This is a genomic window from Bradyrhizobium sp. CCBAU 53340, from assembly GCF_015291645.1.
GTDB lineage: Bacteria > Pseudomonadota > Alphaproteobacteria > Rhizobiales > Xanthobacteraceae > Bradyrhizobium.
In genome coordinates this window covers 5,316,364-5,340,535 of the sequence record NZ_CP030055.1, presented here as the reverse complement: position 1 = coordinate 5,340,535, position 24,172 = coordinate 5,316,364, and the positions used below count along the sequence as shown (strand labels likewise).

Below are 24,172 nucleotides of genomic sequence, written 5' to 3'. Positions count from 1 at the left end.
AAATAACAAAGCCCGCACGGTTGTGCGGGCTTTGTAAGTCAGTCGTTCGACTGGATTATTTCGAAGTCGGCGAAAATGCCGTCAGTAGCCAATGGGGCTTCTCGGCTTGGGCGTATGAGCTACGCTGACTGGTCGAACTCTCCAGGACGATCGGTCCGGTGGAGCTTTCGCGCTGAGCAAACCAGGCTGACACGCCGGGGACCTTGGCTGACGCGTCCGCAGGCTCGCCCGAGAAGCGCTCGCCGAAAGCTGATGTGGCGGCAGCATTCGGAGCATAGGACAAGCGAACGGGCGCTGCGGTCGGCGCCGGGACCGCAACCCGCAGCGGCTCCGAACCGCTCTGGGGCAGCGTCCAGCGGAACGTGGGCGCCTTGTAGTCGGGAAGGCCGAACAGGTTCAGGTCGGTCGGGGCCGCGTCGACAGGAGGAGGAGCCTTCAGGTATTCGATCAGGGTCCCCGTCGCGGCGAGCAGCTGGTAGTCGGCAAACACGACGACTGCACGGGCCGATGTCAGCGATACCTGCGCGTTGAAGAACTGGTTCTGGGCGTTCAGAAGATCGATGAGGGAGCGCTGGCCCAGCTCATACTCCTTCTGGAAGGCGGCGATGGTCTTCCGATCGGCCTCCAACTGGCCGGTCAATGCCGAAATCCGCGTCTGCGTCACCGTGCGGGCGTTCCAAGCCTTGTCGATCGACTCATAGGCATCCCGCTGCAAACGGGCATGCCGTGCAGTCGCCTCGGTAAACCGTTCGGCCTTTTCCGAGCGATTCCAGGCGTCCTGTCCGCCGCGGAAGATGTCCCAGGACATCACCACTTTGCCGCTGTAGTCCTCATGGGTGACCGCGGGCGAGCCAGCGGCCGCAACATAGGGGAAGGAGTTGTCGTAATGCGTCGCCCGACCCTCAAGATAGAATTTCGGGGCAAACAGGCCGTCCGTGGACTTGAAGGCGTGTTTGGCGGCATCGACATCGGATTGCGCCGCATTAATCGTGGAGTTGAACCGCAGCGTGATCGCGAGCGCTTCATCCCGGGTGGCCGGAAGCCCGTGCAACGGGCCAGGGAACCGCAGATTGTACGGCTCTACGCCCACCACTTTGCGATACTTCGCCCGCGCGTCCTCAAGGCTGCGGCGAAACTCCGCCAAGGCTGCCCGGGCGTTCTCGACGCGCTCCCTCGACTGCTCGAGGTCGCCTTCACCGGCGCGCCCGCCCGAAAAGCGGGAGTTCACGTTGGAGAAGATCTTGTCATGATTGGCGACATTCTGCTCAGCGAGGCTGACCAGGCGCATATAGCGCACGACATCCACGTAAGCTTCGGCGGCATCGAGAGCGATCAGTTCGGTTCGCTCTTTGACACGTGCTGCGGCCGCATTCACCCGCGCGTTCTGGCGCCACACTTCGTGGATGGAGGTGAAACCGTCAAAAAGGAGCTGTCGGACGACGACCGATTCCTGGCTCCCGTTCCGCCATGGTCCGGATCCGGTCGTTGGAACCGCGATGCTTGGAGCTACGAAGCCCGGCGACTGGTCGAACTTTTCCGGTCCGTAGCTGGCATCGATGCGCACTTGCGGTAAGAGGGTGCTCTGGGTCTGGCGGAGCTCGCTCTCGGTTGCACGACGGTTCGCAGATGCCTCGCCCACCCCCGGGTTCGTCTGCATTGCCTGACGCAAGGCGTCGTTGATCGAGAATTGCTCGGCTTGCGCGGGGGCGGCAGCCAGGATGATTGTTACGAAGGCCAAATGTGCCGGCTTCATGGTCCCCACCATAAAAGACTTTTAACAAATATTATTGCCTAGGAAGAATTAGCAAAACGCTACGGTCCCACCTATGACATTTCAGTCACAGCTTGCAGCAATCGACTTGGTGTCGACTTGCGCGAGCAGGATGGCCCCCACGGGGCAGCCTCACTTTGCCGTCTTCCCTTGATCAGGAAACGAGCCGATGCAGCGCATCGGGTGGTTGCCAAAATGTCGCATAACTTATTGAAGTTATTTGTGAATGATGTAAATTGCTGCGGTGCAACCTCAGGGCGCGACAGGTCTATACGGGCGCTTGGCGCGGACTGATTGAACCGGGCGCGCGCGAGGACAGATAGCCGCAGTTTTTTTTCGCAGGTTCGCCCCCAGGTCGTTTGTTTAGAATGCGACCAAGGGGTTAGGCGACGTTCATTCGTTCAAACGAATCGAACCGGCGCTGCGGGGCTTGAGGTCCGGTGGGGGCGGAGCGGTATTCCTTGCTGCTAATATGAAGCTGGCCCGGCTCTGCGGTGAATGCCAATGTCAATATTTGGTTGCGGTTCCATCGGGGAGTTGGGGGAAGCAGTCCCAATATGCGCGGTCCGGACCATGTGCCGCCGCGGAACGGTAGCGTGGTATCTCAGGCGCGGATCTGATCAGCGCCACTCATTGTCCGGCAGCGTTCCCGGCGGCGGTCTCAGTTGCTCCAGTCCTTCGTCAATCACGCGGATGTCCTCCTCGACCTGCTCGATGGCACGGGCCGGATCGATGCCAGACACCATGCGCAGCTGCTCAAGCAGATGATGCCGGTGCCCTCGCAGTTCTTCGAGCGCCCGACGGTTCTTCAACTCCACATGAGAGGCGACGATCAATTCTATGGAGGAGTACAAAAGCAAACACCTATGGATCGGGTCTGAAATATCGGGGTGGTTATGTCGGTCGTAAAAAATCGCTCGTATCCACGCTGCGGCTGCCGGCCAGCACTTGACGTGTCTTAATTCCAGCGCCGCCCGCCTTGAAATTAGTTGGCAGACGGCGCTGCTCCAGCCCCGGGAGGGTGATGCAAATTCCCGGTTCGTCCAGTCTGCGGTTTCGCTGACGACGGTCAAATCAAAATCACGCTTGTGGTGAATCGCGTCAACGCGCCCATTCTGCAATGCGGAAAACATCAACCGTTCGGTCGAGATCATGGGAAAAACAGGAAAGATTGTTCCTGGGCTCTGGATAACGGCTTGTTTCATGCTCAAGGAGCGGCTCGTGAATGACCGATAGGACCGCTCGGGCGGGAGGATAGGACTGAGCTCTCGTCGCCGGAGGGGGGCTTGGCAGGACCGGGAAAATTCGGCAATATTCCAATTTTGGGATTGCCATGCCCGCTTATCTTGTTCGATTAATCGACAGCCGCCGGATCGTCGGGTTTTTCTTCGTTGATCATCCCGATCGCCTCGCCAATTCTGTGCAAGAATGGACGGACAGCGATCGCTGCGAATACCTCAAATTGCCCGACGGTGGCATCGTGTGGGCAGGGTCGGCCCATGCTGTGCCTATGAGCCCAGGTATTGAGACCAATGGAAATTGGGAAATACCTGAGTTGCCCCTCACGAGCGCGACGATGTCTGAATCCTGGCTCGACGTACTCTACGGCTACTCACCGACGCTGCGCTGGACGAAGCTAAAGCCCAGCCGGCAGGACTCGACACCACCGCAGCCGCCAGCACCAATGGGTATGGGGCAGGTCATCCCCATGCGACGGCCTCGCCCATAGCCCGGTGTTCGAACGGCGCGCAGTTATGACGGCGGAGAAGCCGCATGCGCATGTTACCTTTCCGGTGAGATAGCTGCGGCCGCCTTTTGATACGCGGACCGATGCCCTCGCGCTTCAATGCTAATGGCGGCCTTTTCGCGCGCGCTGCTTAGGTTCAAAAACGCCGCCTCCTGAGCTGTCGGCATTGGTGAGACGGAAGGCCACCCCCGATCACCGCTCCCGCGTACCACTCAGATAGACCGGTCGCTGGCCGAGATTGCCGGCGAGGATCTCGTTCCGCCCTGCTCGCATGAACGCAGGTTGCAGGGATTTAACTTGGCTCGAATTGAGTGCCACTTTAAGTTCCCTTTTCGCTTACCACTTACCGTAGCGGATGCTGTCAAAGAGACGGACGTCGCCTTGCTGCTTTTGCCAAGCCGGCTGCGTTCCGCGATTTCGGGCGCAGACAGACGACAGTCTCTAATGCCAAGGGTACTGTAGAAAGCGAAATACAGAAGGTGACGATGCTTTGTTATAGCAGACGCCGTATCGAAATTGAGTACATGAACCGTGACGGCATTCGGTAAACTCGTCCGCACCACGGCGTTCCGGCTGACGCTGGTCTACCTGTTCCTGTTTGCGATGTTCGCAGCCTCGCTGCTCGGCTATTTCGCCTGGAATACGCGGCGGCTGATCACCGAAGAGATCACACAGACGGTGAATGCCGAGACCTCGGAGATCAACGTGATCTATGATCGCCGCGGCTTGGTCGGCCTCGTGCGAACGATCGAGTACCGCGCGCTGCGGCCGGGCGCCAACCTCTATCTCGTGACCACGCCGACCGGGCAGGCGGTCGCCGGCAATGTCGGCTCGCTCGCGCCCGGCGTGATGGCGACGCGCGGATGGTCCGAGACGGCCTACCGGCGGATCGAGGATGCCGATGACCGCGACCATCGCGCGCTCGTTCGCGTCACCGAATTGGAAAATGGCTTCCGCCTTTTGATCGGCCGCGATCTCGCCGAGCGGCGGCGCCTGTTCGGCATCGTCGCCAAGGCCGCGCAATGGTCGATCCTGATCGTCGTCGTGCTTGGCCTCGGCGGCGGCGTCTTCGTCGCGCGCAGGGTGTTGACGCGGATCGACGCAATGTCCGGCACCGCACATCGCATCATGACCGGCGATCTCAGCGAGCGCCTGCCGGTTGGCCGCAGCGGCGACGAGCTCGATCGTCTCGCCGAGAACCTCAATGCCATGCTGGAGCGGATCGAGGCGCTGATGGCGGGGCTGAAGGAGGTCTCCGACAATATCGCGCACGATCTCAAGACGCCGCTGACGCGCCTGCGCAATCGTGCCGAGGAGGCGCTGGCGAAATCCGGTTGCGAGGCCGACTATCGTGCCGCGCTGGAGCGGACCATCGAGGAATCCGACGGGTTGATCCGCACTTTCAACGCGCTGCTGATGATCGCGCGCGCGGAATCCGGCCAGGCGCGCGGCAACATGGATGATTTCGATGCCGCCGACGTCGCTGGCGGCATTCACGAGCTCTACGAGCCGCTCGCTGAAGATGACGGCATGACCTTGAAGGTGAAGACGGAAGCGGCGCCGATTCACGGCAATCGCGAATTGATCAGCCAGGCGCTGGCCAATCTCGTCGAGAATGCGATCAAATACGGCAAGCCGGCCGCGCAACCGGCGGGAACCGTGGTCAGCATGGACTCGCGGCAGATCACGATCGAGGCCAAGTGCGAAGGCGATCAGGTGCTGCTCAGCGTCACCGATCGGGGTCCCGGAATCCCGGAAGGCGATCGCAAGCATGCCGTCGAGCGATTCGTGCGGCTGGAAGCGAGTCGCACGCTGCCGGGCTCCGGCCTCGGCCTCAGTCTCGCCTCGGCTGTTGCGACATTGCATGGTGGCGAATTGCGGCTGGGCGATGCCCAGCCCGGTCTTGTCGCCACGCTGATGCTGCCGGCGCGGGCAGGTGCCGGCGACAGGGTTGCTCCGCCAATGCCGGATGTGCCACAGAAGGTGGCATGAACCACTCCGCGCCGGGAAACGCGGACAAGCATGGTGAGAGCCTGGCCGCGCGCTTCGCGGAGGCTCCCCATATTGTCGCTTCCGCAATCGACGAACGACGTCTCGAGAGCTGGCTGGCCGAGCTCGAGCCGGCACTATCGGCCCGTTTGGAAGCCCTGCTGGTCCATCCTTTTGCCCGGAATGTTCTCGCCGGCATCGCGGAATTCTCTCCTTATTTATTCGATCTGGTGCGGGCCGATCCGCTGCGCCTGATCCGCCTGCTCGAATGCGATCCGGATACGCACCTGACGGCGTTGATCGCCGAGGCGAGGGCCGCGGTGTTCGCGGCAGCCGACGAAGCCGAGGTGATGCGCCTGCTTCGCCGCATGAAGGCGGAGACCGCCCTCCTGACCGCGTTGTGCGACATCGGCGGCGTCTGGCCGGTGATGCGGGTGACGGCGGCGCTGACTGATGTCGCGGTGTCCTCGGTGCAGGCCGCGCTCCAGTATCTGCTGCGACGGGAAGCCGCACGCGGCAAGCTCGCGCCGCCCAATCCCGAGGCGCCCGAAGAGGGCTGCGGCCTGATCGTGCTCGCCATGGGCAAGATGGGCGCGGGCGAGCTGAACTATTCCAGCGACATCGATCTCATCGTGTTCTTCGATCCGGATGCCACCACGCTCGCGCCCGATATCGAGCCACAGCCGTTCTTCGTCCGGGTGACGCAGGGTGTGGCGCGCATCCTCCAGCAACGTACCTATGACGGCTATGTCTTCCGCGTCGATCTGCGGCTGCGTCCGGATCCATCGTCGACGCAGGTCGCGATCTCCCGCGACGCCGCCTTGAACTATTACGAGCGGGAAGGGCGCACCTGGGAGCGTGCCGCGATGATCAAGGCGCGTGCGTGCGCCGGCGATTCCAGAGCGGGCGAGGCGTTGCTTGCGGAGATCGCGCCCTTCGTCTGGCGCAAGCATCTCGACTTCGCCGCGCTCGCCGACGTCCACGACATGAAGCGGCAGATGCAGACCTATCGCGGCCAGAGCGAGATCGCGGTCGAGGGCCACAACGTCAAGGTCGGCCGCGGCGGCATCCGCGAGATCGAATTCTTCGCCCAGACCCAGCAGCTCATCGCAGGCGGACGTCATCCGGACTTGCGGGTGCGGCCGACGCTCGCCGCGCTGAACGTCCTCGCTTCCAGCAACTGGATCACCCCTGCTGCGCGCGACGAACTGACCACGGCCTACGAATTCCTCCGCCGCGTCGAGCACCGTCTGCAGATGATCGCCGACGAGCAGACCCACACCCTGCCCGAGGACAAGGAGGCGGTGGCGCGCTTCGCCTGGTTCTTCGGCTATCCGGATCGCGAGGCCTTTGCCCGCGACCTGTTGCGGCAGCTCGAGATCGTCCAGGGCCACTATGAAAAACTGTTCGAGGGCGACGATCCGACCGGCACGGCAAGCCTGCCGGCGCTCGACTACAGTGCGGGTCCCGACGATCCGCGCCTGCTCCTGCACCTTTCGGCGCTCGGCTTCAAGAAACCCGTCGCCGTCGCGCAGACGTTACGCGACTGGATCACCGGTGACTACCGTGTGTTCCGCGTCGAGGCCACGCGCAGCGCCTTCGTCGAGTTCGTGCCCGCCCTGATCGACGGACTGGCCCGTGCCGAGGAGCCTGATCGCGCCGTCGTCGCGTTCGACCATTTCCTGAAGGCACTCCAGCGCGGCGGCCGGCTGATCACGCTGCTCGGCCAGAACCGCGATCTCGTCGCGCTCGTGGCGCTCGTGCTGGGCGCGGCGCCCCGGTTGGGCGAGATGCTGGCGCGGCAACCGCAGCTGATGGACGGCCTGATCGATCCGCGCTTCTTCGGTGCGATGCCGGATCGTCGGGAATTGTCGGCGCGGCTCGCGGCCACGGTGCAGGACGCCGGTTCCTACGAGGAGTTTTTGGATCGCCTGCGCCTGTTCGGGCAGGAGAGCCTGTTCCTGATCGGTACGCGCATCCTCTCCGGCACCGTCTCGGCGCAGCAGGCGAGCACGGCCTTTGCAGACGTCGCCGAGGGCATCGTCCACACCGTGCACGGCCTCGTCGCTGACCGCTTCGCGGCCCAGCATGGCCGGATCAAGGGGCAACAGACCGCCATCGTTGCGATGGGCCGGCTCGGCAGCCGCGAGATGACGGCGTCCTCCGACCTCGATCTGATCCTGCTTTATGATTTCGACAGTGACGATCCGGACTCCGACGGTCCGAAGTCGCTCCAGGGTACGCATTACTTCGCGCGCTTCACCCAGCGCCTGATCAGTGCCTTCACCACCCGCACCAATTACGGCGTGCTCTATGAGATCGACATGCGGCTGCGGCCCTCGGGTCGCGCAGGTCCCGTGGCGTCGAGCCTGGTCTCCTTCGCGGACTATCAGGCCAATGAGGCCTGGACCTGGGAGCACATGGCATTGACGCGTGCGCGCGTGGTGTCGGCATCGCCGGAGTTCACCACGCGGATCAAACGCATCATCCGTGAGGTCCTGACCCGCCGCCGCGACCGGGCGATCATCGCCAGCGATGTCGTCGACATGCGCCGCGCGATCGCGCAGGAGAAGGGCGAGACCGACTACTGGGATCTGAAATATGCCTCAGGCGGCATGGTCGATATCGATTTCATTGCGCAATATCTCCAGCTCGTTCATGCCCACGACAAGCCCGATATTCTCGACGTCGGCACGGTGCAGGTGCTGGAGAACGCCGCAAGGCTCGGCCTGCTTCCGCAATCGGAGGCGGAGATCCTGCGCGCCGCGGCGCGGCTCTATCACGATCTGACCCAGATCCTGCGGCTCTGCGTCAGCGACCGCTTCAAGCCGGAAACGGCGGGCACCGACCTGCAGCGCGTGATGGCGCGCGCCGGCGATGCGCCCGACTTCTCGTCGCTGGAGGCGCGGGTGAAGGAGACGCAGAGCGAGGTGCGGCGCGTCTTCAGTGCGCTTCTGGAAGGGAAGTCGCTTGCTTGAGCGAGGTGAGTGCATCGAGCACGTTCGGCTCGAGGCCCGCGCCGCCGGCGTCGAGATGGGTGAAGATCGCGCGCTTCATTCGCGGATCCCAGAACTTCCTGATGTGCTCGGCGATGCCAGGCACGGCCTTGCCGTGGCCCTGGCTGCGGAAGAACGTGCCGATCTGGTTGGCCATGTAGACGAGGCGGTCAGGCGACGACATCGATGATCTCCTGAGCACGGTGAGCCGCGACACGGCCCTGGTGCGTGAACACTTCAAACCCGTCGCTGCGGGCAATGGCAATCAGCGTGATGCCGGCCGCGGCTGCCGTGCGCACCGCAAGCGCGGTGGGGGCGGAGACCGCGACCAGTACGGGCGCGCCGATGGCAGCGGTTTTCTGCACCATCTCGACCGAGACGCGGCTCGTCAGCAGCACCATGCCCATGCTTGCGTCCGCGCGGCTGCGCGCCAGCGCACCTGCCAACTTATCGAGCGCGTTGTGTCGGCCGACGTCCTCGCGCAAGGCGGCAATGCCGCTCGCCGGTGACCAGAAGGCCGCTGCGTGGGCCGCCCGGGTCTGCATGTTGATCGATTGCAGCGGAGCGATCGCCTGCATCGCCGCCATGATCTGCTGCGGCGTGAACGACTGCCCCTGCGGCACCACCGCCGCGGGCCGTATGGCCTCGGCAATGGACTCGATGCCGCAGATTCCGCAGCCGGTCGGGCCTGCAATGTGGCGGCGCCGCTCGCTGATGCGGGCAGCGTCCTCCGGCGCCAGCCACATACGCAGCTCGATACCCTCGTCGAGGCGGACGATTTCGAGCGACTTGACGTCGTCGACCGACTTGATGATGCCCTCGTCCAGGCTGAAACCGACGGCAAAATCTTCCAAATTCTGCGGCGTTCCCATCATGACGGCATAGGTGCCGCCATTATAGGTCAGCGCCAGCGGCGTCTCCTCGGGGATCAGCCGCGCGCCTTCTCTGATAGCGCCGTCGCGCCAGATCTCGCGATCGATGGCCTGGACCGCCACGTGCATGCGGCTACTCCGCGGCTTCGGCTGGCGCGATGCGGCGAGACTGCCGCGCCTGCGCGTCATAAGCCTTCTGCCAGTCGGACGGGCCGTTCGAGGGCGAGACCTGCACCGCCGTGACCTTGTATTCGGGACAGTTGGTTGCCCAGTCCGAATAGTCGGTCGTGATGACGTTGGCCTGCGTGTCCGGGTGGTGGAAGGTGGTGTAGACGACGCCGGGCGCAACGCGATCGGTGATTTCCGCGCGCAGCGTGGTTTCGCCGGCACGGCTCTTCAGGCGCACCCAGTCGCCGTCGCGCACGCCGCGCTGCTCGGCATCGTGCGGATGGATCTCGAGGCGATCCTCGGCATGCCAGACCACGTTCTCGGTGCGCCTTGTCTGCGCACCGACATTATACTGGCTGAGGATGCGGCCCGTGGTGAGCAGCAGGGGATAGCGCGGGCCGGTGCGCTCGTCGGTCGCGACATATTCGGTGACGACGAACTTGCCCTTGCCGCGGACGAAACCGTCGATATGCATCACCGGCGTGCCCTCGGGGGCCTTGTCGTTGCAGGGCCATTGCACCGAGCCGAGCTCGTCGAGCTTGGCATAGGAGACGCCGGCGAAGGTCGGCGTCAGCGCCGCGATCTCGTCCATGATCTCCGAGGGATGGCTGTAGTTCATCTCGAAGCCCATCGCCTTGGCAAGGCCGATGGTGACCTCCCAGTCGGCCATGCCGTTCTTCGGCGTCACCACCTTGCGCACGCGCTGGATGCGTCGCTCTGCGTTGGTGAAGGTGCCATCCTTTTCCAGGAAGCTTGAGCCCGGCAGGAAGACGTGGGCGTAGTTCGCGGTCTCGTTCAGGAAGAGGTCGTGGACGATGACGCATTCCATCGCCGACAGCGCCGCGACGACGTGCTTGGTGTTGGGATCGGACTGGAGGATGTCCTCCCCCTGGACGTAGAGGCCCATGAACGTGCCCTCGACCGCGGCATCGAACATGTTCGGGATGCGCAGGCCGGGCTCGGGGTTGAGCTTGACGTTCCAGAGCGCCTCGAACTGCTCGCGCACGGCATCGCCCGAGATGTGGCGATAGCCGGGCAGCTCGTGCGGGAACGAGCCCATGTCGCAGGAGCCCTGCACGTTGTTCTGGCCGCGCAGCGGGTTCACGCCGACGCCGGGACGGCCGATATTGCCTGTTACCATCGCGAGGTTGGCGATCGCGATCACGGTGGTCGAGCCCTGGCTGTGCTCTGTGACACCGAGACCGTAGTAGATCGCGCCGTTGCCGCCGGTGGCATAGATACGGGCCGCTTCGCGCAGCGCCTTCGGGTCGACGCCGGTGAGAATCGCGGTTGCTTCCGGACTGTTGTTCGGCTGCGCGACGAACGCCGCCCATTCCTCGAACTCGCTCCAGTCGCAGCGTTCGCGGACGAAAGCTTCGTTGACGAGACCTTCGGTGACGATGACATGCGCCAGCGCGGTCATGACAGCGACGTTGGTGCCGGGCATCAGGGGCAGATGCAGCGCCTTCACGTGCGGCGATTCCACCATCTCGGTGCGGCGCGGATCGATCACGATCAGCTTGGCGCCCTGGCGCAGCCGCTTCTTCAGGCGCGAGGCGAACACCGGGTGAGCAGACGCCGGGTTGGCGCCGATCACGACCACGACGTCGGTGTCCTCGACCGAGTCGAAATCCTGCGTGCCGGCCGAGGTGCCGAAGGTCGTGGCGAGGCCGTAGCCGGTCGGGGAGTGGCAGACCCGGGCGCAGGTGTCGACATTGTTGTTGCCGAAACCGGCGCGGATCAGCTTCTGCACCAGATAGGTCTCTTCATTGGTGCAGCGGGAGGAGGTGATGCCGCCGATGGCATCGCGCCCATACTTGTTCTGGATGCCGCGCATCTTCGCCGCGGCAAAGGAGAACGCCTCATCCCAGGACACTTCCTGCCAGGGATCCTCGATCCGCTCGCGGATCATCGGCTTGAGAATGCGTTCCTTGTGATTGGTATAGCCCCAGGCAAACCGGCCCTTGACGCAGGAATGGCCACGATTGGCCTTGCCGTCCTTGTACGGCACCATGCGCACGACTTCCTCGCCGCGCATCTCGGCCTTGAAGGCGCAGCCGACGCCGCAATAGGCGCAGGTGGTGACGACGGAGTGCTCGGGCTGACCGATCTCGATCACCGACTTTTCCGTCAGCGTCGCGGTCGGGCAGGCCTGCACGCAGGCGCCGCAGGAGACGCATTCGGAGCCCAGGAAACTCTCGCTCATGCCCGGCGAGACGCGGCTGTCGAAGCCGCGGCCGGAGATGGTCAGCGCGAAGGTGCCTTGCACCTCCTCGCAGGCGCGGACGCAGCGCGAGCAGACGATGCACTTGGAGGGATCATAGGTGAAGTACGGGTTGGACTCGTCCTTCGGCATCCAATGGTTGTTGTCGCAGCCATGGCTCTTGGCGAAGACGTGATTCTCGCCTTCATAACCGTAGCGCACGTCGCGCAGGCCCACCGCGCCGGCCATGTCCTGCAATTCGCAATCGCCGTTGGCGCCACAGGTGAGGCAGTCGAGCGGATGGTCGGAGATGTAGAGCTCCATCACGCCCTTGCGCAGCTGCTTCAGCCGCTCGGTCTGGGTGTGCACGACGAGGCCGTTCATCACAGGCGTGGTGCAGGAGGCTGGCGTTCCGGCGCGGCCCTCGATCTCGACGAGGCAGAGGCGGCAGGAGCCGAACGCGTCGACCATGTCGGTCGCGCACAGTTTCGGAATCTGGTGGCCGGCGTCCATCGCCGCGCGCATGATCGAGGTGCCCTCGGGCACCGAGATCTCCTTGCCGTCGATGGTCAGCGTCACCATCGTTTCCGATTTGGAAGCCGGCGTGCCGTAGTCGATTTCTTCGATCAGAGACATCGTTGCTTTCCTATTCCGCGGCCTGAAGCGTGGTCGGCGCCGGGACAAAATCCTCCCGGAAGTGCCTCAATGCGCTGAGCACGGGGTAGGGCGTGAAGCCGCCGAGTGCGCAGAGCGAGCCGAATTTCATGGTGTTGCAGAGGTCTTCGACGAGCGCGAGATTCTCGCTCACGCGTTCGCCGTTGATGATCTTCTCGATGGTCTCGGCGCCGCGGGTCGAGCCGATCCGGCAGGGCGTGCACTTGCCGCAGGATTCGACGGCGCAGAATTCCATGGCGAAGCGCGCCTGCTTGCGCATGTCGACGCTGTCGTCGAACACGACGATGCCGCCATGGCCGATCAGGCCGTCGCGCGCCGCGAACGCCTCGTAGTCGAACGGCGTATCGAACAGGGCACGCGGGAAGTAGGCGCCGAGCGGGCCGCCGACCTGCACGGCGCGGACCGGACGGCCTGTGAATGTGCCGCCACCGATGTCGTCGACGAGCTCGCCGAGGGTCACACCGAATGCCGTTTCGAACAGCCCGCCCTGGCGGATATTGCCGGCGAGCTGGATCGGCATGGTGCCGCGCGAGCGGCCCATGCCGAAATCCGCATAGGCCTTGGCACCTTCGGCGAGGATGAAGGGAATGGCGGCGAACGACAGCACGTTGTTGATGACGGTCGGCTTGCCGAACAGGCCGTGATGCGCCGGCAGCGGCGGCTTGGCGCGGACGATGCCGCGGCGGCCCTCGAGGCTCTCCAAGAGCGAGGTCTCTTCGCCGCAGACGTAAGCGCCGGCGCCGACGCGCACTTCAATATCGAAGCTGAAAGTCGAGCCGCCGATCTTGTCGCCGAGATAGCCGCCGCGTCGCGCCGCGACGATAGCAGCATTCATCGCCTCGACCGCGTGCGGATATTCGCTGCGGATGTAGATGTAGCCCTTCGTGGCGCCGACGGTGATTCCGGCCGTGGTCATGCCCTCGATGACGAGGAAGGGATCACCTTCCATGATCATGCGATCGGCAAAGGTGCCGCTGTCGCCTTCGTCGGCGTTGCAGACGATGAATTTGCGGTCAGCCTTCGCCTGGGCGACGGTCTTCCACTTGATGCCGGTCGGGAAGCCCGCGCCGCCACGGCCGCGCAGGCCCGACGCGGTGACTTCGGTCAGGATCGCATCAGGCCCGAGCGACAGTGCGCGCTCAAAACCCTTGTAGCCGCCATGGGCGCGGTAGTCGTCGAGCGAGCGCGGATCGATCACGCCGCAGCGGGCGAAGGTGAGGCGAGTCTGGCGCTTCAGCCAGGGAATTTCGTCCGCGATGCCGAGCCGCAGCGCGTGCGGTCCGTCGCTCGCCATGGACTCGACCACGGAGGCGACGTCCTCGGAGCTCACCGGCCCGTAAGCGACGCGGCCCTTCGGCGTTGCAACCTCGACCATCGGCTCCAGCCAATGCAATCCGCGCGAGCCGGTCCTGACGATCTCGATCGACAGGCCGCGCTTGGCCGCGACCTGCTCGAAGGCAGCGACGACCTCATCGGCACCGACCGCAACGGCCGTCGCATCGCGCGGGACGAAGATCTTCATGCTCATCGCTGCGCCTCCGCAACCAGCGCATCGAGGCGCTTCTCGTCGAGCCGGCCGACGATGCGGCCGTCGAGCATGGCCGACGGCGCGGTCGAGCACAGCCCGAGGCAATAGATCGGCTCCAGCGTGACTCGATCATCCGCTGTGGTATTGCCAAGCGAAACGCCGAGCTTCGATTCAGCGCGCGCCGCCAGCGCATCGCCGCCCGCGGCCTGGCAGGCCTCGGCGCGGCACAGCTTCAGCACATGGCGGCCGGCCGGCTTGTGGCGGAAGTCATGATAGAAGGTGAAGACGCCATGGACCTCGGCGCGTGACAGATTCAGCGCCTGCGCCACCATGGGAATTGCGGCCTCCGGCACATAGCCAAACGCCTCCTGCAGCGCGTGGAGGATGACGAGTGTCGCGCCTTCCTGGCTGGCATGTTCGGCGATGATTTCAGCGCCGCGCGTCTCGTTCCAAGGCTCATATACCGCTGTCATTCTTCGTTCTCAGATTGAGCGTCCCTTTCGCGCAAACTATTTGGAATCATTCGAAGATCAATAAAGCTGTCTCATGCTGCGATTGCGAATTCAGATCGATTGGGAAGCGCAATCGGTCGATATGATCGGGTAATGAAACTTGTATCGACTGCCGGTTTTTGCGTGTTGGTGCGGGCGTGGCGTGATAGCTTGCATGCCACGATGAAATCTGAAGGAACGACCGGTTGATCGATAAGCTTGAACTGCTGCTGGCGCTGGCCAAGGAGCGGCATTTTGGACGGGCGGCAGAGGCCTGCGGCGTCACCCAGCCGACCATGTCGACCGGGCTGAAGCAGCTGGAAGAGATCCTCGGCGTGATGCTGGTCCAGCGCGGTTCCCGCTTCCAGGGATTTACCCCCGAGGGCGAGCGGGCGCTGGACTGGGCGCGGCGCATCGTCGGCGATGCCCGCGCGATGCGCGACGAGATCAACGGACTGAAGCATCAGCTTTCCGGCGAGATCCGCATCGCGGCGATTCCGACCGCGCTCGGCATGGTGGCGTCGCTGACGACGCCGTTCCGTGCGCGGCACCCGGAGGTGCGTTTCAGCATCCGCTCGACGACCTCGTCGGAGGTGCTGGGGCTGCTCGAAAATCTCGAGGTCGATGCGGGGCTGACCTATATCGAGAACGAGCCGATCGGCAAGGTGCGCACCATCCCGCTCTACAATGAGAGCTATCGCCTGCTCACCGCGCCCGATGGGATGTTCGGGGATCGCGAGACGGTGACCTGGACCGAGGTCGGGCAGGTGCCGCTGTGCCTGCTGACGCCCGACATGCAGAACCGCCGCATCATCGACCGTGCGCTGCGCTCGGTCGGTGCGGAGGCGACACCGACACTCACATCGAACTCGCTGCTGGTGCTGTTTACCCACGTCAAGACCGGGCGGTGGGCGAGCGTGATGCCGGCCAAGCTCGCCGAGACGCTCGGGCTGTCGTCCGACAAGGTCCGTTCGATCCCGATCGTGGATCCCGAAGTCAACTACAGCATTGGCCTCGTGATCCCGCAGCGCGACCCGATGACGCCGCTGATCGCAGCGCTGGTCAATGTCGCGCGCGAAGTGGCGCCGACGCTGCAATCCTGAAGCGGATCGCATATGGCTTGCACGATGTAACGGGCATCGGCACTGCGCTCCCTCTCCCGCTTGCGGGAGAGGGTTGGGGAGAGGGTGTCTCCGCAACGGGATAATCCCCAAGAGGAAAGAACCCTCACCCGCCACGCGCGGGACGATGCTTCGCATCGCCCGGGGGCGTGTCGGCCTCTCCCGCAAGCGGGAGAGGCAGAGCAAGCCCGCAGACTGTTTTCGTGAAGTTCACGCCGCGGCGGAAATTCCCGACGCCGCCTTGACGGCGTCGCGCGGCAGCGTCACGCGGACGACGGTGCCGACTTCCAGCCGGGAGCGCAGCCGCATCGAGCCGCCATGGAGCTGTGCCAGCGACCGGGCGATCGCAAGGCCAAGGCCCGAGCCGTGATAGGTCTTGGTGAGCTGGCTCTCGACCTGTTCGAAGGGGCGTCCGAGCCGCGCCAGCGAGTGCGGGGCGATGCCGATGCCGGTGTCGGCGATCATCAGCACGATTCGATCCTCGAGCTGCCGGCTGCGCACCACGATGCGCCCGCCGTCCGGCGTGAACTTGACCGCGTTGGACAGCAGGTTGACGATGATCTGCTTGGTGGCGCGGCGATCGGCAACGACGGAGATCGATTTCTCGATGTCGGCATCCAGCGTCAGATGCTTGTCCTGCGCCCGGCCGGAGACGACGCGTAGCGACTCGGCCAGGGCCCGCGACAGGTCGAGCTCCTCCATGTCGAGCTTCATGCGGCCGGCCTCGATCTTGGACATGTCGAGGATGTCGTTGATGACCTCGAGCAGATAGTGACCGCTGGTCAGGATGTCGTGGCAGTATTCCTGGTACTTTTCCGAGCCGAGATCGCCGAACATGCCCGAGCCCATGATCTCGGAGAAGCCGATGATGGCGTTGAGCGGCGTGCGCAACTCGTGGCTCATATTGGCGAGGAATTTCGACTTGGTCTGGTTGGCTTCCTCGGCCCGGGTCTTCTCGCGCTGGTACTTCTCGGCGAGGTCGGCGAGCTCGATGGTCTGGCGTTCCAGCGCCGCCTGCGAGCGCTTGAGGTCGATGACCGTGGCGCGCAGGCGCAGATCGTTGTCGACCAGCTTCTGCTCGTGCTCCTTGATGCGGGTGATGTCGGTGCCGACCGAGACGTAGCCGCCGTCCTTGGTGCGGCGCTCGCTGATGTGCAGCCAGCTGCCGTCGTCGAGCTGGGCCTCGAAGGTCCGCGCGCCCGGGCCCTGGCTGACGGTCTCGTTGTGGCGGGTCCGCACTTCAGGCATGCGGCCGACTTCCAGCACGGTTTCGTAGGAGGTGCCGGGGATGACGGCCGTGTCGGGCAGCTTGTGCAGGCGCTGGAAGTGCGAATTGCAGAGCACCAGGCGGTCGCTGGCGTCCCACAGCACGAAGGCTTCCGGAATCGTCTCGATCGCGTCGCGCAGGCGAAGGTCGGCCTCCACGGAGCGCTCGGCGAGGCTCTTCTGCTCGGTGATGTCGACGGCGATGCCGATCAGGTGGATGCCGGAATCGCTGGCGCCGCGGGTGCGCTCGCAGCGGACGCGCAGCCAGATCCAGTGCCCGTCGACATGCTGCATGCGGAAGGTCTGGTCGATATGGTCGATCTTCTCGGAGATCAGCTGGTCGGCGATCGCGAAGAGGTCGATGTCGTCGGACTTCACCAGGGCGTTGACCTCGCCGAAGGTGAGAAGCTCGTTGCGGCCGTCGAGACCTAGCATCGAGAACATCGATTGCGACCAGAAGATCCGGCCGCGCGACAGGTCCCAGTCCCACAGGCCGCAGCGGCCGCGGTTGAGCGCGGTGTCGATGCGGCCGCGCACGGCATCGTTGATGAGGTCGCCTTCGCGGGCACGGGTCGATTGCCAGTGGAAGGCGAAGCCGAGGATCAGGACGACGAAGCCGGTGGTCGCCGAGAGCGTCACCGAGAGCGCCGCGTCCGAACCCCAGATCGGCTCGTTGCGCTCCTGGATCACCGTGACGAGGCCGGGCAGCGACTTGATCGGCCGCGAGGTCGCCAGCGCGGAATTGCCGTTCGGCAAGGTCGTGTTGGCGACATCATTGTCGCGCGGCGGCGAGGCCAGCAGCTGCGCCGTGGTGATCGCATCGAGCAGGCGATCGTTGCCAACAGGATCGCTGTCGATCGGAATGCGGGCGAGGATGCGGCGGTCGATGCCGGCCGAGGTGACGACGACATAGCGGCCCGAGACTCTGGCCTTGGGCGGGATCATGTCGGACAGCAGCGTCGGCAGGTTCTCGATGTTCTTCAGCCGCTCGGCACGCACGGAAGTGACGCGGTCGATGCGCTCGGCCAGCAGTTCGGCGAGCATCGAGATCTCGTTCTGGATCACCAGGCGCTTCTGGCGCGTCTGGTCGACGACCTGGACGAAGGCGCCGAGGCAGATGGTGATGAGGAAGGCGATGATGAGCGTCGGCACGGCGCGTCGCAGCGCCGGCTCTGCGATCAGGAGCCGATGATAGGCAGGTTTCGCGATCGATTGCGCCAATCCCTTGATCGAATCGGATTGGACGCACGCGTTCGCGGCGTCTGCACGCGCCATGCCTTCGGCCCCCTGAAAACCTGTCTGCAACTAAGTTCGAAAGCAGCCCCACAACGCTTTCGAATCACAGCGATTTGAATCCAGTTTGCGCAGGCTGTCGAGAGTCAACGAAACGTTAACGCGAAAAAATCTTATCCAACGGAGAGATTGCAACGCCACGAGCCCGCAAACTCACGTGCGTGATGAGTCCGAAACGAGAACGCGCGACTCCTCGCTGCATTCTGCGTCACGTGCGCGGCGGCTCGGCGTGACTGATGACGCGCTTTATGCTCGGGAACGCGCGACGGAGCCGGCGCTCGATGGCGTCGACATGCTCGTGCACCTTGATCACGCTCATCGACGGCGTGGCACGGCAGTGGAAGTTGACGATCTCGCCGGCATCGGTGTTGCGGACACGCACGTTATGGATGTCGTGGATCTCGCCGCCGGCGGCATATTCCGTCAGCGCCGCCGCAATGGCCTGCACCTGCTCGAGCGGCGCATCGACGCCGAACGGCAGTTCCGGTTCCAGCGGCTCGATATGGACGTCGACCTCGACGTCCTCGCCGAACTCTTCCTGGATGCTGCGCTCCAGCGTGTTGGCGATGTCATGGGCGGCCTCGAGCTGCATGTCGGCGTCGACCTCGAGGTCGATGCTGACGATCAGCTTGGCGCCGAGGTCGTGCACGGTGACATGGTGAATGGCGAGGCCCGAATTGCGCGCGATCACCATGATGCGGTCGCGCACGGTCTCGTTGTCGCGGGCGACGGGGACGGCCGTGAAGGAGAGGTCGGCATCGCCGAAGGCCTTGTCGACGGCGGCCTCGGCGTTGCGCTTGATGCTCTCGACGCGGTCGATCGGATAGGTCCTGGGCACCTTGACGATGCTGTCGATGAAGGTCGTCGCCCCGACCATGCGCACGCGCAGGCGCTCGACGTCGATCACGCCGGGGACGCTGCGGATCGCGGCGGTGGCCTTTTCCTGCGCCCCTTCCGGCGCGCGGTCGACCAGCGTTTGCACCGTCGAGCCCGCCATGCGCAGGCCAAGAGCCGCGATCATCACGGCGACCGCGCCGGCCGCTGCAGCATCGCCCCACCAGAAGCCGAGGGCCGCGAGGATCAGGCCGATGATGACAGCGAATGAGCCCATGACGTCGGAGGCAAAATGCAGCGCGTCGGCCGCGAGTGCCTGGCTACGCGTCTCGCGCGCGGCCCGGTGCAGGGCGCGGGCGCGCCAGAGATTGACGGCAATGTCGAACACCAGCACCACGAAGGGAATAGCCGAGATGGTCGGCGGCGGGGTTCCCTCGCGCAGCCGGCTGTAGGATTCGACCAGGATGCCGCCGGCCAGCACGTAGAGCAGCGCGGTAACGCCGAGCGCGGAGATGCTCTCCAGCTTGCCGTGGCCGTAATGGTGCTCGTCATCCGCCGGCTTGTCGGAGACCCGCACCACCGCCCAGGTGACGATGGTTGCGACCAGATCGATCGAGGAGTGCAGGGCTTCGGAGATCAGCGCCAGCGATCCGATCGCGATGCCGACCACGAATTTGGCCGCCGCCATGCCACCGCTGGCGAGAATCGAGATCGCCGCGACCGAGGTCTTGTCGTGTTGTCCGCTCATGGCCGGGGATTTAGCAGGGCGGCGGTGAACATCAAGCGACGATCCACAGACGCGTCGTCGCGAGTGATTTGCAGGAGCGAAGCTGTTGCGAATGCTTCCGAATTGAAGGCGGGCTGATGCCACTTGCTCCGTCATTGCCCGGGCTTGTCCCGGGCATCCACGTTCTTCGTTCCTGATGGCAAAGACGTGGATGGCCGGGACAAGCCCGGCCATGACGCGTGGAGAGAGTGCGGCTCACGTCCGGCCGTCGTTAGAGCGTCACCACGATCTTCCCCAGATGCTTGTTCGCCTCCATGTGCTCGAACGCTTGGTCGACCTGATCGAACGCATAGACCTTATCGATCGGCAATTGCAGCTTGCGCGACTCGACCGCGCCCCAGATGTCCTTCCGGACCTCCTCGAAGATCGCGCGGACCTCCTCGATGGTGCGGGTACGGAAGGTGACGCCGATATAGGAGATGCGGCGGGCGGCATGGAGATCGAAGTTGAAATCGGCATGGGTGCCGCCCAGCCGGCCGACATTGACGATGCGGCCCAAGACTTTGGTCGCGGCGAGGTTCTGGTTGGCGACCTTGCCCGAGACCTGATCGACGATGAGGTCGACGCCTTCGCCGCCGGTCGCCTTCAGCACCTCGTCGACCCATTTGGGATCGGAGGAATCGACCGCGAGGTCGGCGCCGTAGTCCTTCAGCCGGCCGCGGCGATAGGCATCGGTGGACGAGCCGATCACGAGCCTTGCGCCCTTGAGCTTTGCAATCTGCATCGCCATCAGGCCGACGCCGGAGCTCGCGCCCTGGATCAGCACGGCTTGGCCGGGCTGCACGCCGCCTACGGTGACGACGGCATTGTGCATGGTCGCGAGCGCGACGGGCAGGGTGGCGGCCTCCTCGAAATTCATGTTCGAGGGGGCGCGGAACAACCGGCCGTGGTCGGCGAGCGTATACTCGGCGAACGCCGCACCGCCCGAGCCCATGATGCGGTCGCCGACCTTGACGCCCTTCGCATCCGGCCCGAGCTCGGCAACTTCGCCGGCCCATTCCATGCCGAGCACGGTGCCGACGCCACCGGCCGCGCCATGGGCATGGCCCTTGCGCATGCCGGTGTCGGCGCGATTGAGGCCGCAGGCGCGGACCTTGACGAGGACCTGCGTGCCCTTAGGTTTTGGTTGAGCGACGTCGGAAATCCGAGCGCCATCAGGGCCGTAGACATAAGCCTTCATGAATTGCTCTCACTTCTTGCAGTGATTATTCCGCCGCTTCGCGCTGCGGCTGAACGATCATCCCTTCGAGCCGGTTGCGGATGATCGCCTCGGCTTCGCGCACGATGCGGGAGATCAGCTCGCCGCAACTGGGGATGTCCTGGATCAGCCCCTGCACCTGGCCGGCCGACCAGATGCCTTCGTCCGAATTGCCGGTCGCATAGACCATCTTGCCGCGGGCGCCCGCAACCAGCTCGCGGATGTCCTCGAACTTGGCGCCTTCCTTTTCCATGGCGACGACCTTGGTCGAGATCTCGTTCTTGGCGACGCGCGAGGTGTTGCGCATGGTGCGGAAGATCAGCTCGGTCTCGCGCTCGTCGTTGGCGACGATCTTTTCCTTGATGAGCTGGTGGATCGGGCTCTCCTTGGTCGCCATGAAGCGGGTGCCCATGTTGATGCCCTCCGCACCGAGCGCCAGCGCCGCCACGAGGCCGCGGGCGTCGGCAAAGCCACCGGAGGCGATCATCGGAATCTTGACCTTGTTGGCGGCGGCCGGGATCAGGATCAGGCCGGGCGTGTCGTCCTCGCCGGGATGGCCGGCGCATTCGAACCCGTCGATCGAGATGGCGTCGACCCCCATCCGCTCGGCCGAGAGGGCGTGGCGGACGCTGGTACATTTGTGCACGACCTTGACGCCGTGCTTTTTGAATTCGTCGACATGCTCCTGCGGCTTGTTGCCGGCGGTCTCGACCACCTTGATGCCGGCTTCGATGATGGCGGCGCGATATTCGACATAAGGCGGCGGCTTGATCGCGGGCAGGATGGTGAGGTTGACGCCGAACGGCTTGTCGGTGAGGTCGCGGCAGCGCGCGATCTCCCTGGTCAGATCCTCCGGCGTCGGCTGGGTCAGCGCGGTGATGAAGCCGAGTGCGCCGGCATTGGCAACCGCCGCGACCAGTTCGGCGCGCCCGACCCATTGCATGCCGCCCTGGACGATCGGGTGCTCGACGCCGACGAGCTTGGTGAACCGTGTCTGCAGCATGATGCTTCCCCCTGAGTGGCCCGCAGGCTCTGTTGTCGGTTGATGGGGCGGAGGATGCCGCCGGGGGTGGCAAAAGTCTATCAGCCGGGCGTGCGGTGAGGGCGGGGCGTCATGCGGATGGCGGGGGAGATTCCGCGGGGCGGATAATTTTCAGATCCGTCATCCTGAGGTGCGAGCTGCGCGGTGCGCAGCACCGTGCAGGGAGCCTCGAAGGATGAGCGGTCGCGCTGCGAGAGCCGGGCTGTCGCCCTTCGAGGCTCGCCCTGCGGAAGGCCGCAGGACGAGCACCTCAGGGTGACGGTCTTAAAGTTGGCCCCGCTGCGTCAACGGACTCGTCATTGCGAGCGCAGCGAAGCTATCCAGACTCCCTCCGCGGAAAGATTCTGGATTGCTTCGCTGCGCTCGCAATGACGGCCTTGCGGCTACTCCGCCGACAGCCTGACCATCGGGCGGCCGCCGTTCATCTCTTTCAGGCTGTTGACGAAGTTTTCCGGGCGTTGCCAGCGGTTGGGAACCTTGAGGCCCATATATTCGGCGATGTCGCCGATGAAGCCGGTGCAATTGGTGGTCTCGGCATTCCAGACCGGCGAGCTCGTTTTCAGCTTCTCGATATAGGCGAACACGCGCTTGGCGTCGGCCTCGTTCAGATAGACACGATAGCTCGCCGTCAGATAGTCCGGGTCGAGATCGCCATAGCTCGCGCCGGTCTCTGACGGCACCCAGGTGAAATAGCCGAGCACATAGGTCCAGGTATCGCCGGCCGGCGTCAGGCCTGCGACCTCGACGGCGCGCTCGCTGGTCTTGCCGTACCAGACAAAGGCATGGCCCCAGCTTGCCGCCGTCCGCGCGCGGAAGTCGACGTAGTAGGGACCTTTCTCCGCCCGCGCGACCGCGCGCCGCGTTGATTGCGGCGCGGCGCGCGATGCGGTGTCGGTCGAAACAAGCGCACTGGCGTCGGCGATGCGCTTGTTCGTGTCGTGTGCCGAGGCAGAGGACATCAAGCATGCGAGCATGGTCGCAAGCGCGAGCCCTGCAAGGATGCAGGATCCCGATCGATCAGGTCTGTTCGTCAAATTGTGCCCCTCGACTGTCGGCCGCTAACGCAGATTCGTGCGCGGTGTCCGCTGACGCCTCAGTAGCGGGCAGCGACCGGGCCGGGCGCCTTGCCGATCGGGGCCTTGCCAACCGGGCTCTTGCCAATCGGCATCTTGCCGATGGGGGCCTGCTCGGCCGGATAGACCGGCACGGGCTGGCGGCGCGGCAGATCCGCAGCGTTCGCAGCGGTCACCAGAGCAAGCGTCGCACCCAGAACAAATACAATCTTCTTCACAGTCATACCCCTAGAAGGTTTGGTCCAAACACGGCTGAGCCGTGCCCCCAGACACGCCCGACAGAAGGGCGGCCGAATACGACCACAGTGCGGCGAGCGCGCGACATGTTGGCGGCATTGATCGGGCGCGCGCAGATGTGATGTTGTGTCGGATTGTTTCGGAGTGCCGCGCGCTCCTCAGCGATCGGCGCTCAGCCGAAAATGCATCTCGATCTTCGCAGGCGATGCGTCGCTCGCAACACGCCAAGGCGAGAAGCCGGGCGTGGGATCGGGATCGGAGGGAAGGTCGATTGACCAGCGCTGCGTTGGCACATCAGGCAGCGTCAGGCTGACGGCGCGGTGGCGCGTCTTGTACATCAGCGAAACCGTGGAAATGATCGCCTTGCGGTCACCGTCATGCGCGCGCCAGTTGGGAGGCAACATCGCGTTGGCGTAGCCCGTGGCTTCCTCGACCTCGATATGCACGTCCTGCTCGTTGTCCGGCAAACTCATGCCGGCGGGAAGCCGGAATTCGATCTGGAGCGTCATGAAGCCGTGGCTGAGATTGGGCGAGCGGATGAACACGTACCATCCCCAATAGCCAAGCACGGCGACGATGAGCACGACGGTGGCGGCAAAGGGAAACGAGAGCCGCGTGGTGCGCCGAGGCGCGGCATCGGAGGTTTCCGCAGCCGGCTCTGGCGCTGCGTTACGGACCAGACCGAAGCGCACGAACAGCCAAATCCCCGCGACGAAGCCGGCCACGCCGCCGATCGGGCCGATGTCGAAGAACGCGCCCATGGCGATGCCGCCATCGCGGTCCGGTCCCGCCAGCAGGACCACCAGTGCGGCAAGCCCCGCCCAGCCCGCGAGCGCGCCGAGCAGGGCAGACAGGAAGCCGAGGATGAAGCGCATGGGCTG

The 24,172-nt window shown here is 64.5% G+C and carries 18 protein-coding genes; 4 read left to right on the top strand and 14 right to left on the bottom strand.

Going from position 1 to position 24,172, the window contains the following annotated elements; all coding sequences use genetic code 11:
* Window positions 1-55 precede the first annotated feature (55 nt).
* Both XH89_RS25520 and XH89_RS41370 read right to left on the bottom strand, forming a co-directional pair.
* Window positions 56-1,753: a TolC family outer membrane protein gene (locus tag XH89_RS25520; protein WP_194463142.1), complete on the bottom strand. Its 1,698-nt coding sequence runs from the start codon at window positions 1,751-1,753 to the stop codon at window positions 56-58.
* Window positions 1,754-2,391: 638 nt separating this feature from the next.
* A complete protein-coding gene (locus tag XH89_RS41370; protein ID WP_246767607.1) occupies window positions 2,392-2,982 on the bottom strand; it encodes a hypothetical protein in 591 nt (196 codons plus the stop codon).
* A gap of 122 nt (window positions 2,983-3,104) precedes the next feature.
* Here XH89_RS41370 and XH89_RS25510 point away from each other — a divergent pair, with 122 nt between their 5' ends.
* The 3 genes from XH89_RS25510 to XH89_RS25500 all read left to right on the top strand — a co-directional run bounded on the left by XH89_RS25510 (window position 3,105) and on the right by XH89_RS25500 (window position 8,485).
* Window positions 3,105-3,500: a hypothetical protein gene (locus XH89_RS25510; protein ID WP_194463141.1), complete on the top strand. Its 396-nt coding sequence runs from the start codon at window positions 3,105-3,107 to the stop codon at window positions 3,498-3,500.
* Window positions 3,501-4,049: 549 nt separating this feature from the next.
* Window positions 4,050-5,510 (top strand): HAMP domain-containing sensor histidine kinase, encoded by a 1,461-nt coding sequence (locus tag XH89_RS25505; RefSeq protein WP_194463140.1) that lies wholly within the window; start codon window positions 4,050-4,052, stop codon window positions 5,508-5,510.
* Window positions 5,507-8,485, top strand: coding sequence for a bifunctional [glutamine synthetase] adenylyltransferase/[glutamine synthetase]-adenylyl-L-tyrosine phosphorylase (locus XH89_RS25500; protein ID WP_194463139.1), 2,979 nt, complete (start codon window positions 5,507-5,509; stop codon window positions 8,483-8,485). Before XH89_RS25505 ends, XH89_RS25500 begins: the two co-directional genes overlap by 4 nt.
* Here the strand turns inward: XH89_RS25500 and XH89_RS25495 are convergent.
* From XH89_RS25495 to XH89_RS25475, 5 genes are read right to left on the bottom strand one after another with little or no spacing between them, the layout of a single operon-like run.
* On the bottom strand, window positions 8,451-8,687 hold the full coding sequence (locus XH89_RS25495) for a formate dehydrogenase subunit delta (RefSeq protein ID WP_194463138.1): 237 nt from the start codon (window positions 8,685-8,687) through the stop codon (window positions 8,451-8,453). The two genes, XH89_RS25500 and XH89_RS25495, sit on opposite strands and share 35 nt — an antisense overlap.
* A complete protein-coding gene (gene fdhD / locus XH89_RS25490) occupies window positions 8,674-9,504 on the bottom strand; it encodes a formate dehydrogenase accessory sulfurtransferase FdhD (protein WP_194463137.1) in 831 nt (276 codons plus the stop codon). Before fdhD ends, XH89_RS25495 begins: the two co-directional genes overlap by 14 nt.
* Window positions 9,505-9,508: 4 nt before the next feature.
* Window positions 9,509-12,382 carry a formate dehydrogenase subunit alpha gene (gene fdhF / locus XH89_RS25485; RefSeq protein ID WP_194463136.1) on the bottom strand — a complete coding sequence of 958 codons (2,874 nt, stop codon included), beginning with the start codon at window positions 12,380-12,382 and terminating at the stop codon, window positions 9,509-9,511.
* Between the two features lie 10 nt (window positions 12,383-12,392).
* Window positions 12,393-13,949 carry an NADH-quinone oxidoreductase subunit NuoF gene (locus XH89_RS25480; RefSeq protein WP_194463135.1) on the bottom strand — a complete coding sequence of 519 codons (1,557 nt, stop codon included), beginning with the start codon at window positions 13,947-13,949 and terminating at the stop codon, window positions 12,393-12,395.
* Window positions 13,946-14,422 carry a formate dehydrogenase subunit gamma gene (locus XH89_RS25475; RefSeq protein WP_194463134.1) on the bottom strand — a complete coding sequence of 159 codons (477 nt, stop codon included), beginning with the start codon at window positions 14,420-14,422 and terminating at the stop codon, window positions 13,946-13,948. The genes XH89_RS25480 and XH89_RS25475 overlap by 4 nt, the downstream gene beginning before the upstream one ends.
* A gap of 224 nt (window positions 14,423-14,646) precedes the next feature.
* Here XH89_RS25475 and XH89_RS25470 point away from each other — a divergent pair, with 224 nt between their 5' ends.
* Window positions 14,647-15,543 carry a LysR family transcriptional regulator gene (locus XH89_RS25470; RefSeq protein ID WP_194463133.1) on the top strand — a complete coding sequence of 299 codons (897 nt, stop codon included), beginning with the start codon at window positions 14,647-14,649 and terminating at the stop codon, window positions 15,541-15,543.
* 228 nt (window positions 15,544-15,771) lie between these two features.
* On the opposite strand, the gene XH89_RS25465 is transcribed toward XH89_RS25470, so the two are convergent.
* The 7 genes from XH89_RS25465 to XH89_RS25435 all read right to left on the bottom strand — a co-directional run bounded on the left by XH89_RS25465 (window position 15,772) and on the right by XH89_RS25435 (window position 24,166).
* The gene (locus XH89_RS25465; protein WP_194463132.1) at window positions 15,772-18,102 is read right to left on the bottom strand and encodes a PAS domain-containing sensor histidine kinase; all 2,331 of its coding nucleotides are present in this window, start codon (window positions 18,100-18,102) and stop codon (window positions 15,772-15,774) included.
* A gap of 226 nt (window positions 18,103-18,328) precedes the next feature.
* Window positions 18,329-19,702 carry a cation-efflux pump gene (locus tag XH89_RS25460; RefSeq protein ID WP_194463131.1) on the bottom strand — a complete coding sequence of 458 codons (1,374 nt, stop codon included), beginning with the start codon at window positions 19,700-19,702 and terminating at the stop codon, window positions 18,329-18,331.
* A gap of 250 nt (window positions 19,703-19,952) precedes the next feature.
* Window positions 19,953-20,921 (bottom strand): zinc-binding dehydrogenase, encoded by a 969-nt coding sequence (locus tag XH89_RS25455; RefSeq protein ID WP_194463130.1) that lies wholly within the window; start codon window positions 20,919-20,921, stop codon window positions 19,953-19,955.
* Window positions 20,922-20,946: 25 nt separating this feature from the next.
* On the bottom strand, window positions 20,947-21,942 hold the full coding sequence (locus tag XH89_RS25450; protein WP_194463129.1) for a nitronate monooxygenase family protein: 996 nt from the start codon (window positions 21,940-21,942) through the stop codon (window positions 20,947-20,949).
* Between the two features lie 422 nt (window positions 21,943-22,364).
* Complete coding sequence (locus XH89_RS25445; protein WP_194463128.1) at window positions 22,365-23,015, bottom strand: hypothetical protein; 651 nt, start codon at window positions 23,013-23,015, stop codon at window positions 22,365-22,367.
* A 59-nt stretch (window positions 23,016-23,074) separates the two neighbouring features.
* Window positions 23,075-23,278, bottom strand: a complete 204-nt coding sequence (locus XH89_RS25440) for a hypothetical protein (RefSeq protein ID WP_018647766.1) — start codon at window positions 23,276-23,278, stop codon at window positions 23,075-23,077.
* Window positions 23,279-23,449: 171 nt separating this feature from the next.
* Window positions 23,450-24,166 (bottom strand): hypothetical protein, encoded by a 717-nt coding sequence (locus tag XH89_RS25435; RefSeq protein WP_194463127.1) that lies wholly within the window; start codon window positions 24,164-24,166, stop codon window positions 23,450-23,452.
* Between the last annotated feature and the right edge of the window lie 6 nt (window positions 24,167-24,172).

Bases quoted from the DNA above. Each gene is read 5' to 3' on its own strand.
- XH89_RS25480 (WP_194463135.1), bottom strand. From the start codon at position 13,949: ATGAGCATGAAGATCTTCGTCCCGCGCGATGCGACGGCCGTTGCGGTC.
- XH89_RS25440 (WP_018647766.1), bottom strand. From the start codon at position 23,278: ATGACTGTGAAGAAGATTGTATTTGTTCTGGGTGCGACGCTTGCTCTG.
- XH89_RS25450 (WP_194463129.1), bottom strand. From the start codon at position 21,942: ATGCTGCAGACACGGTTCACCAAGCTCGTCGGCGTCGAGCACCCGATC.
- XH89_RS25460 (WP_194463131.1), bottom strand. From the start codon at position 19,702: ATGAGCGGACAACACGACAAGACCTCGGTCGCGGCGATCTCGATTCTC.
- XH89_RS25435 (WP_194463127.1), bottom strand. From the start codon at position 24,166: ATGCGCTTCATCCTCGGCTTCCTGTCTGCCCTGCTCGGCGCGCTCGCG.
- XH89_RS25455 (WP_194463130.1), bottom strand. From the start codon at position 20,921: ATGAAGGCTTATGTCTACGGCCCTGATGGCGCTCGGATTTCCGACGTC.
- XH89_RS25520 (WP_194463142.1), bottom strand. From the start codon at position 1,753: ATGAAGCCGGCACATTTGGCCTTCGTAACAATCATCCTGGCTGCCGCC.
- XH89_RS25465 (WP_194463132.1), bottom strand. From the start codon at position 18,102: ATGGCGCGTGCAGACGCCGCGAACGCGTGCGTCCAATCCGATTCGATC.
- XH89_RS25510 (WP_194463141.1), top strand. From the start codon at position 3,105: ATGCCCGCTTATCTTGTTCGATTAATCGACAGCCGCCGGATCGTCGGG.
- fdhD (WP_194463137.1), bottom strand. From the start codon at position 9,504: ATGCACGTGGCGGTCCAGGCCATCGATCGCGAGATCTGGCGCGACGGC.
- XH89_RS25475 (WP_194463134.1), bottom strand. From the start codon at position 14,422: ATGACAGCGGTATATGAGCCTTGGAACGAGACGCGCGGCGCTGAAATC.
- fdhF (WP_194463136.1), bottom strand. From the start codon at position 12,382: ATGTCTCTGATCGAAGAAATCGACTACGGCACGCCGGCTTCCAAATCG.
- XH89_RS25495 (WP_194463138.1), bottom strand. From the start codon at position 8,687: ATGTCGTCGCCTGACCGCCTCGTCTACATGGCCAACCAGATCGGCACG.
- XH89_RS25500 (WP_194463139.1), top strand. From the start codon at position 5,507: ATGAACCACTCCGCGCCGGGAAACGCGGACAAGCATGGTGAGAGCCTG.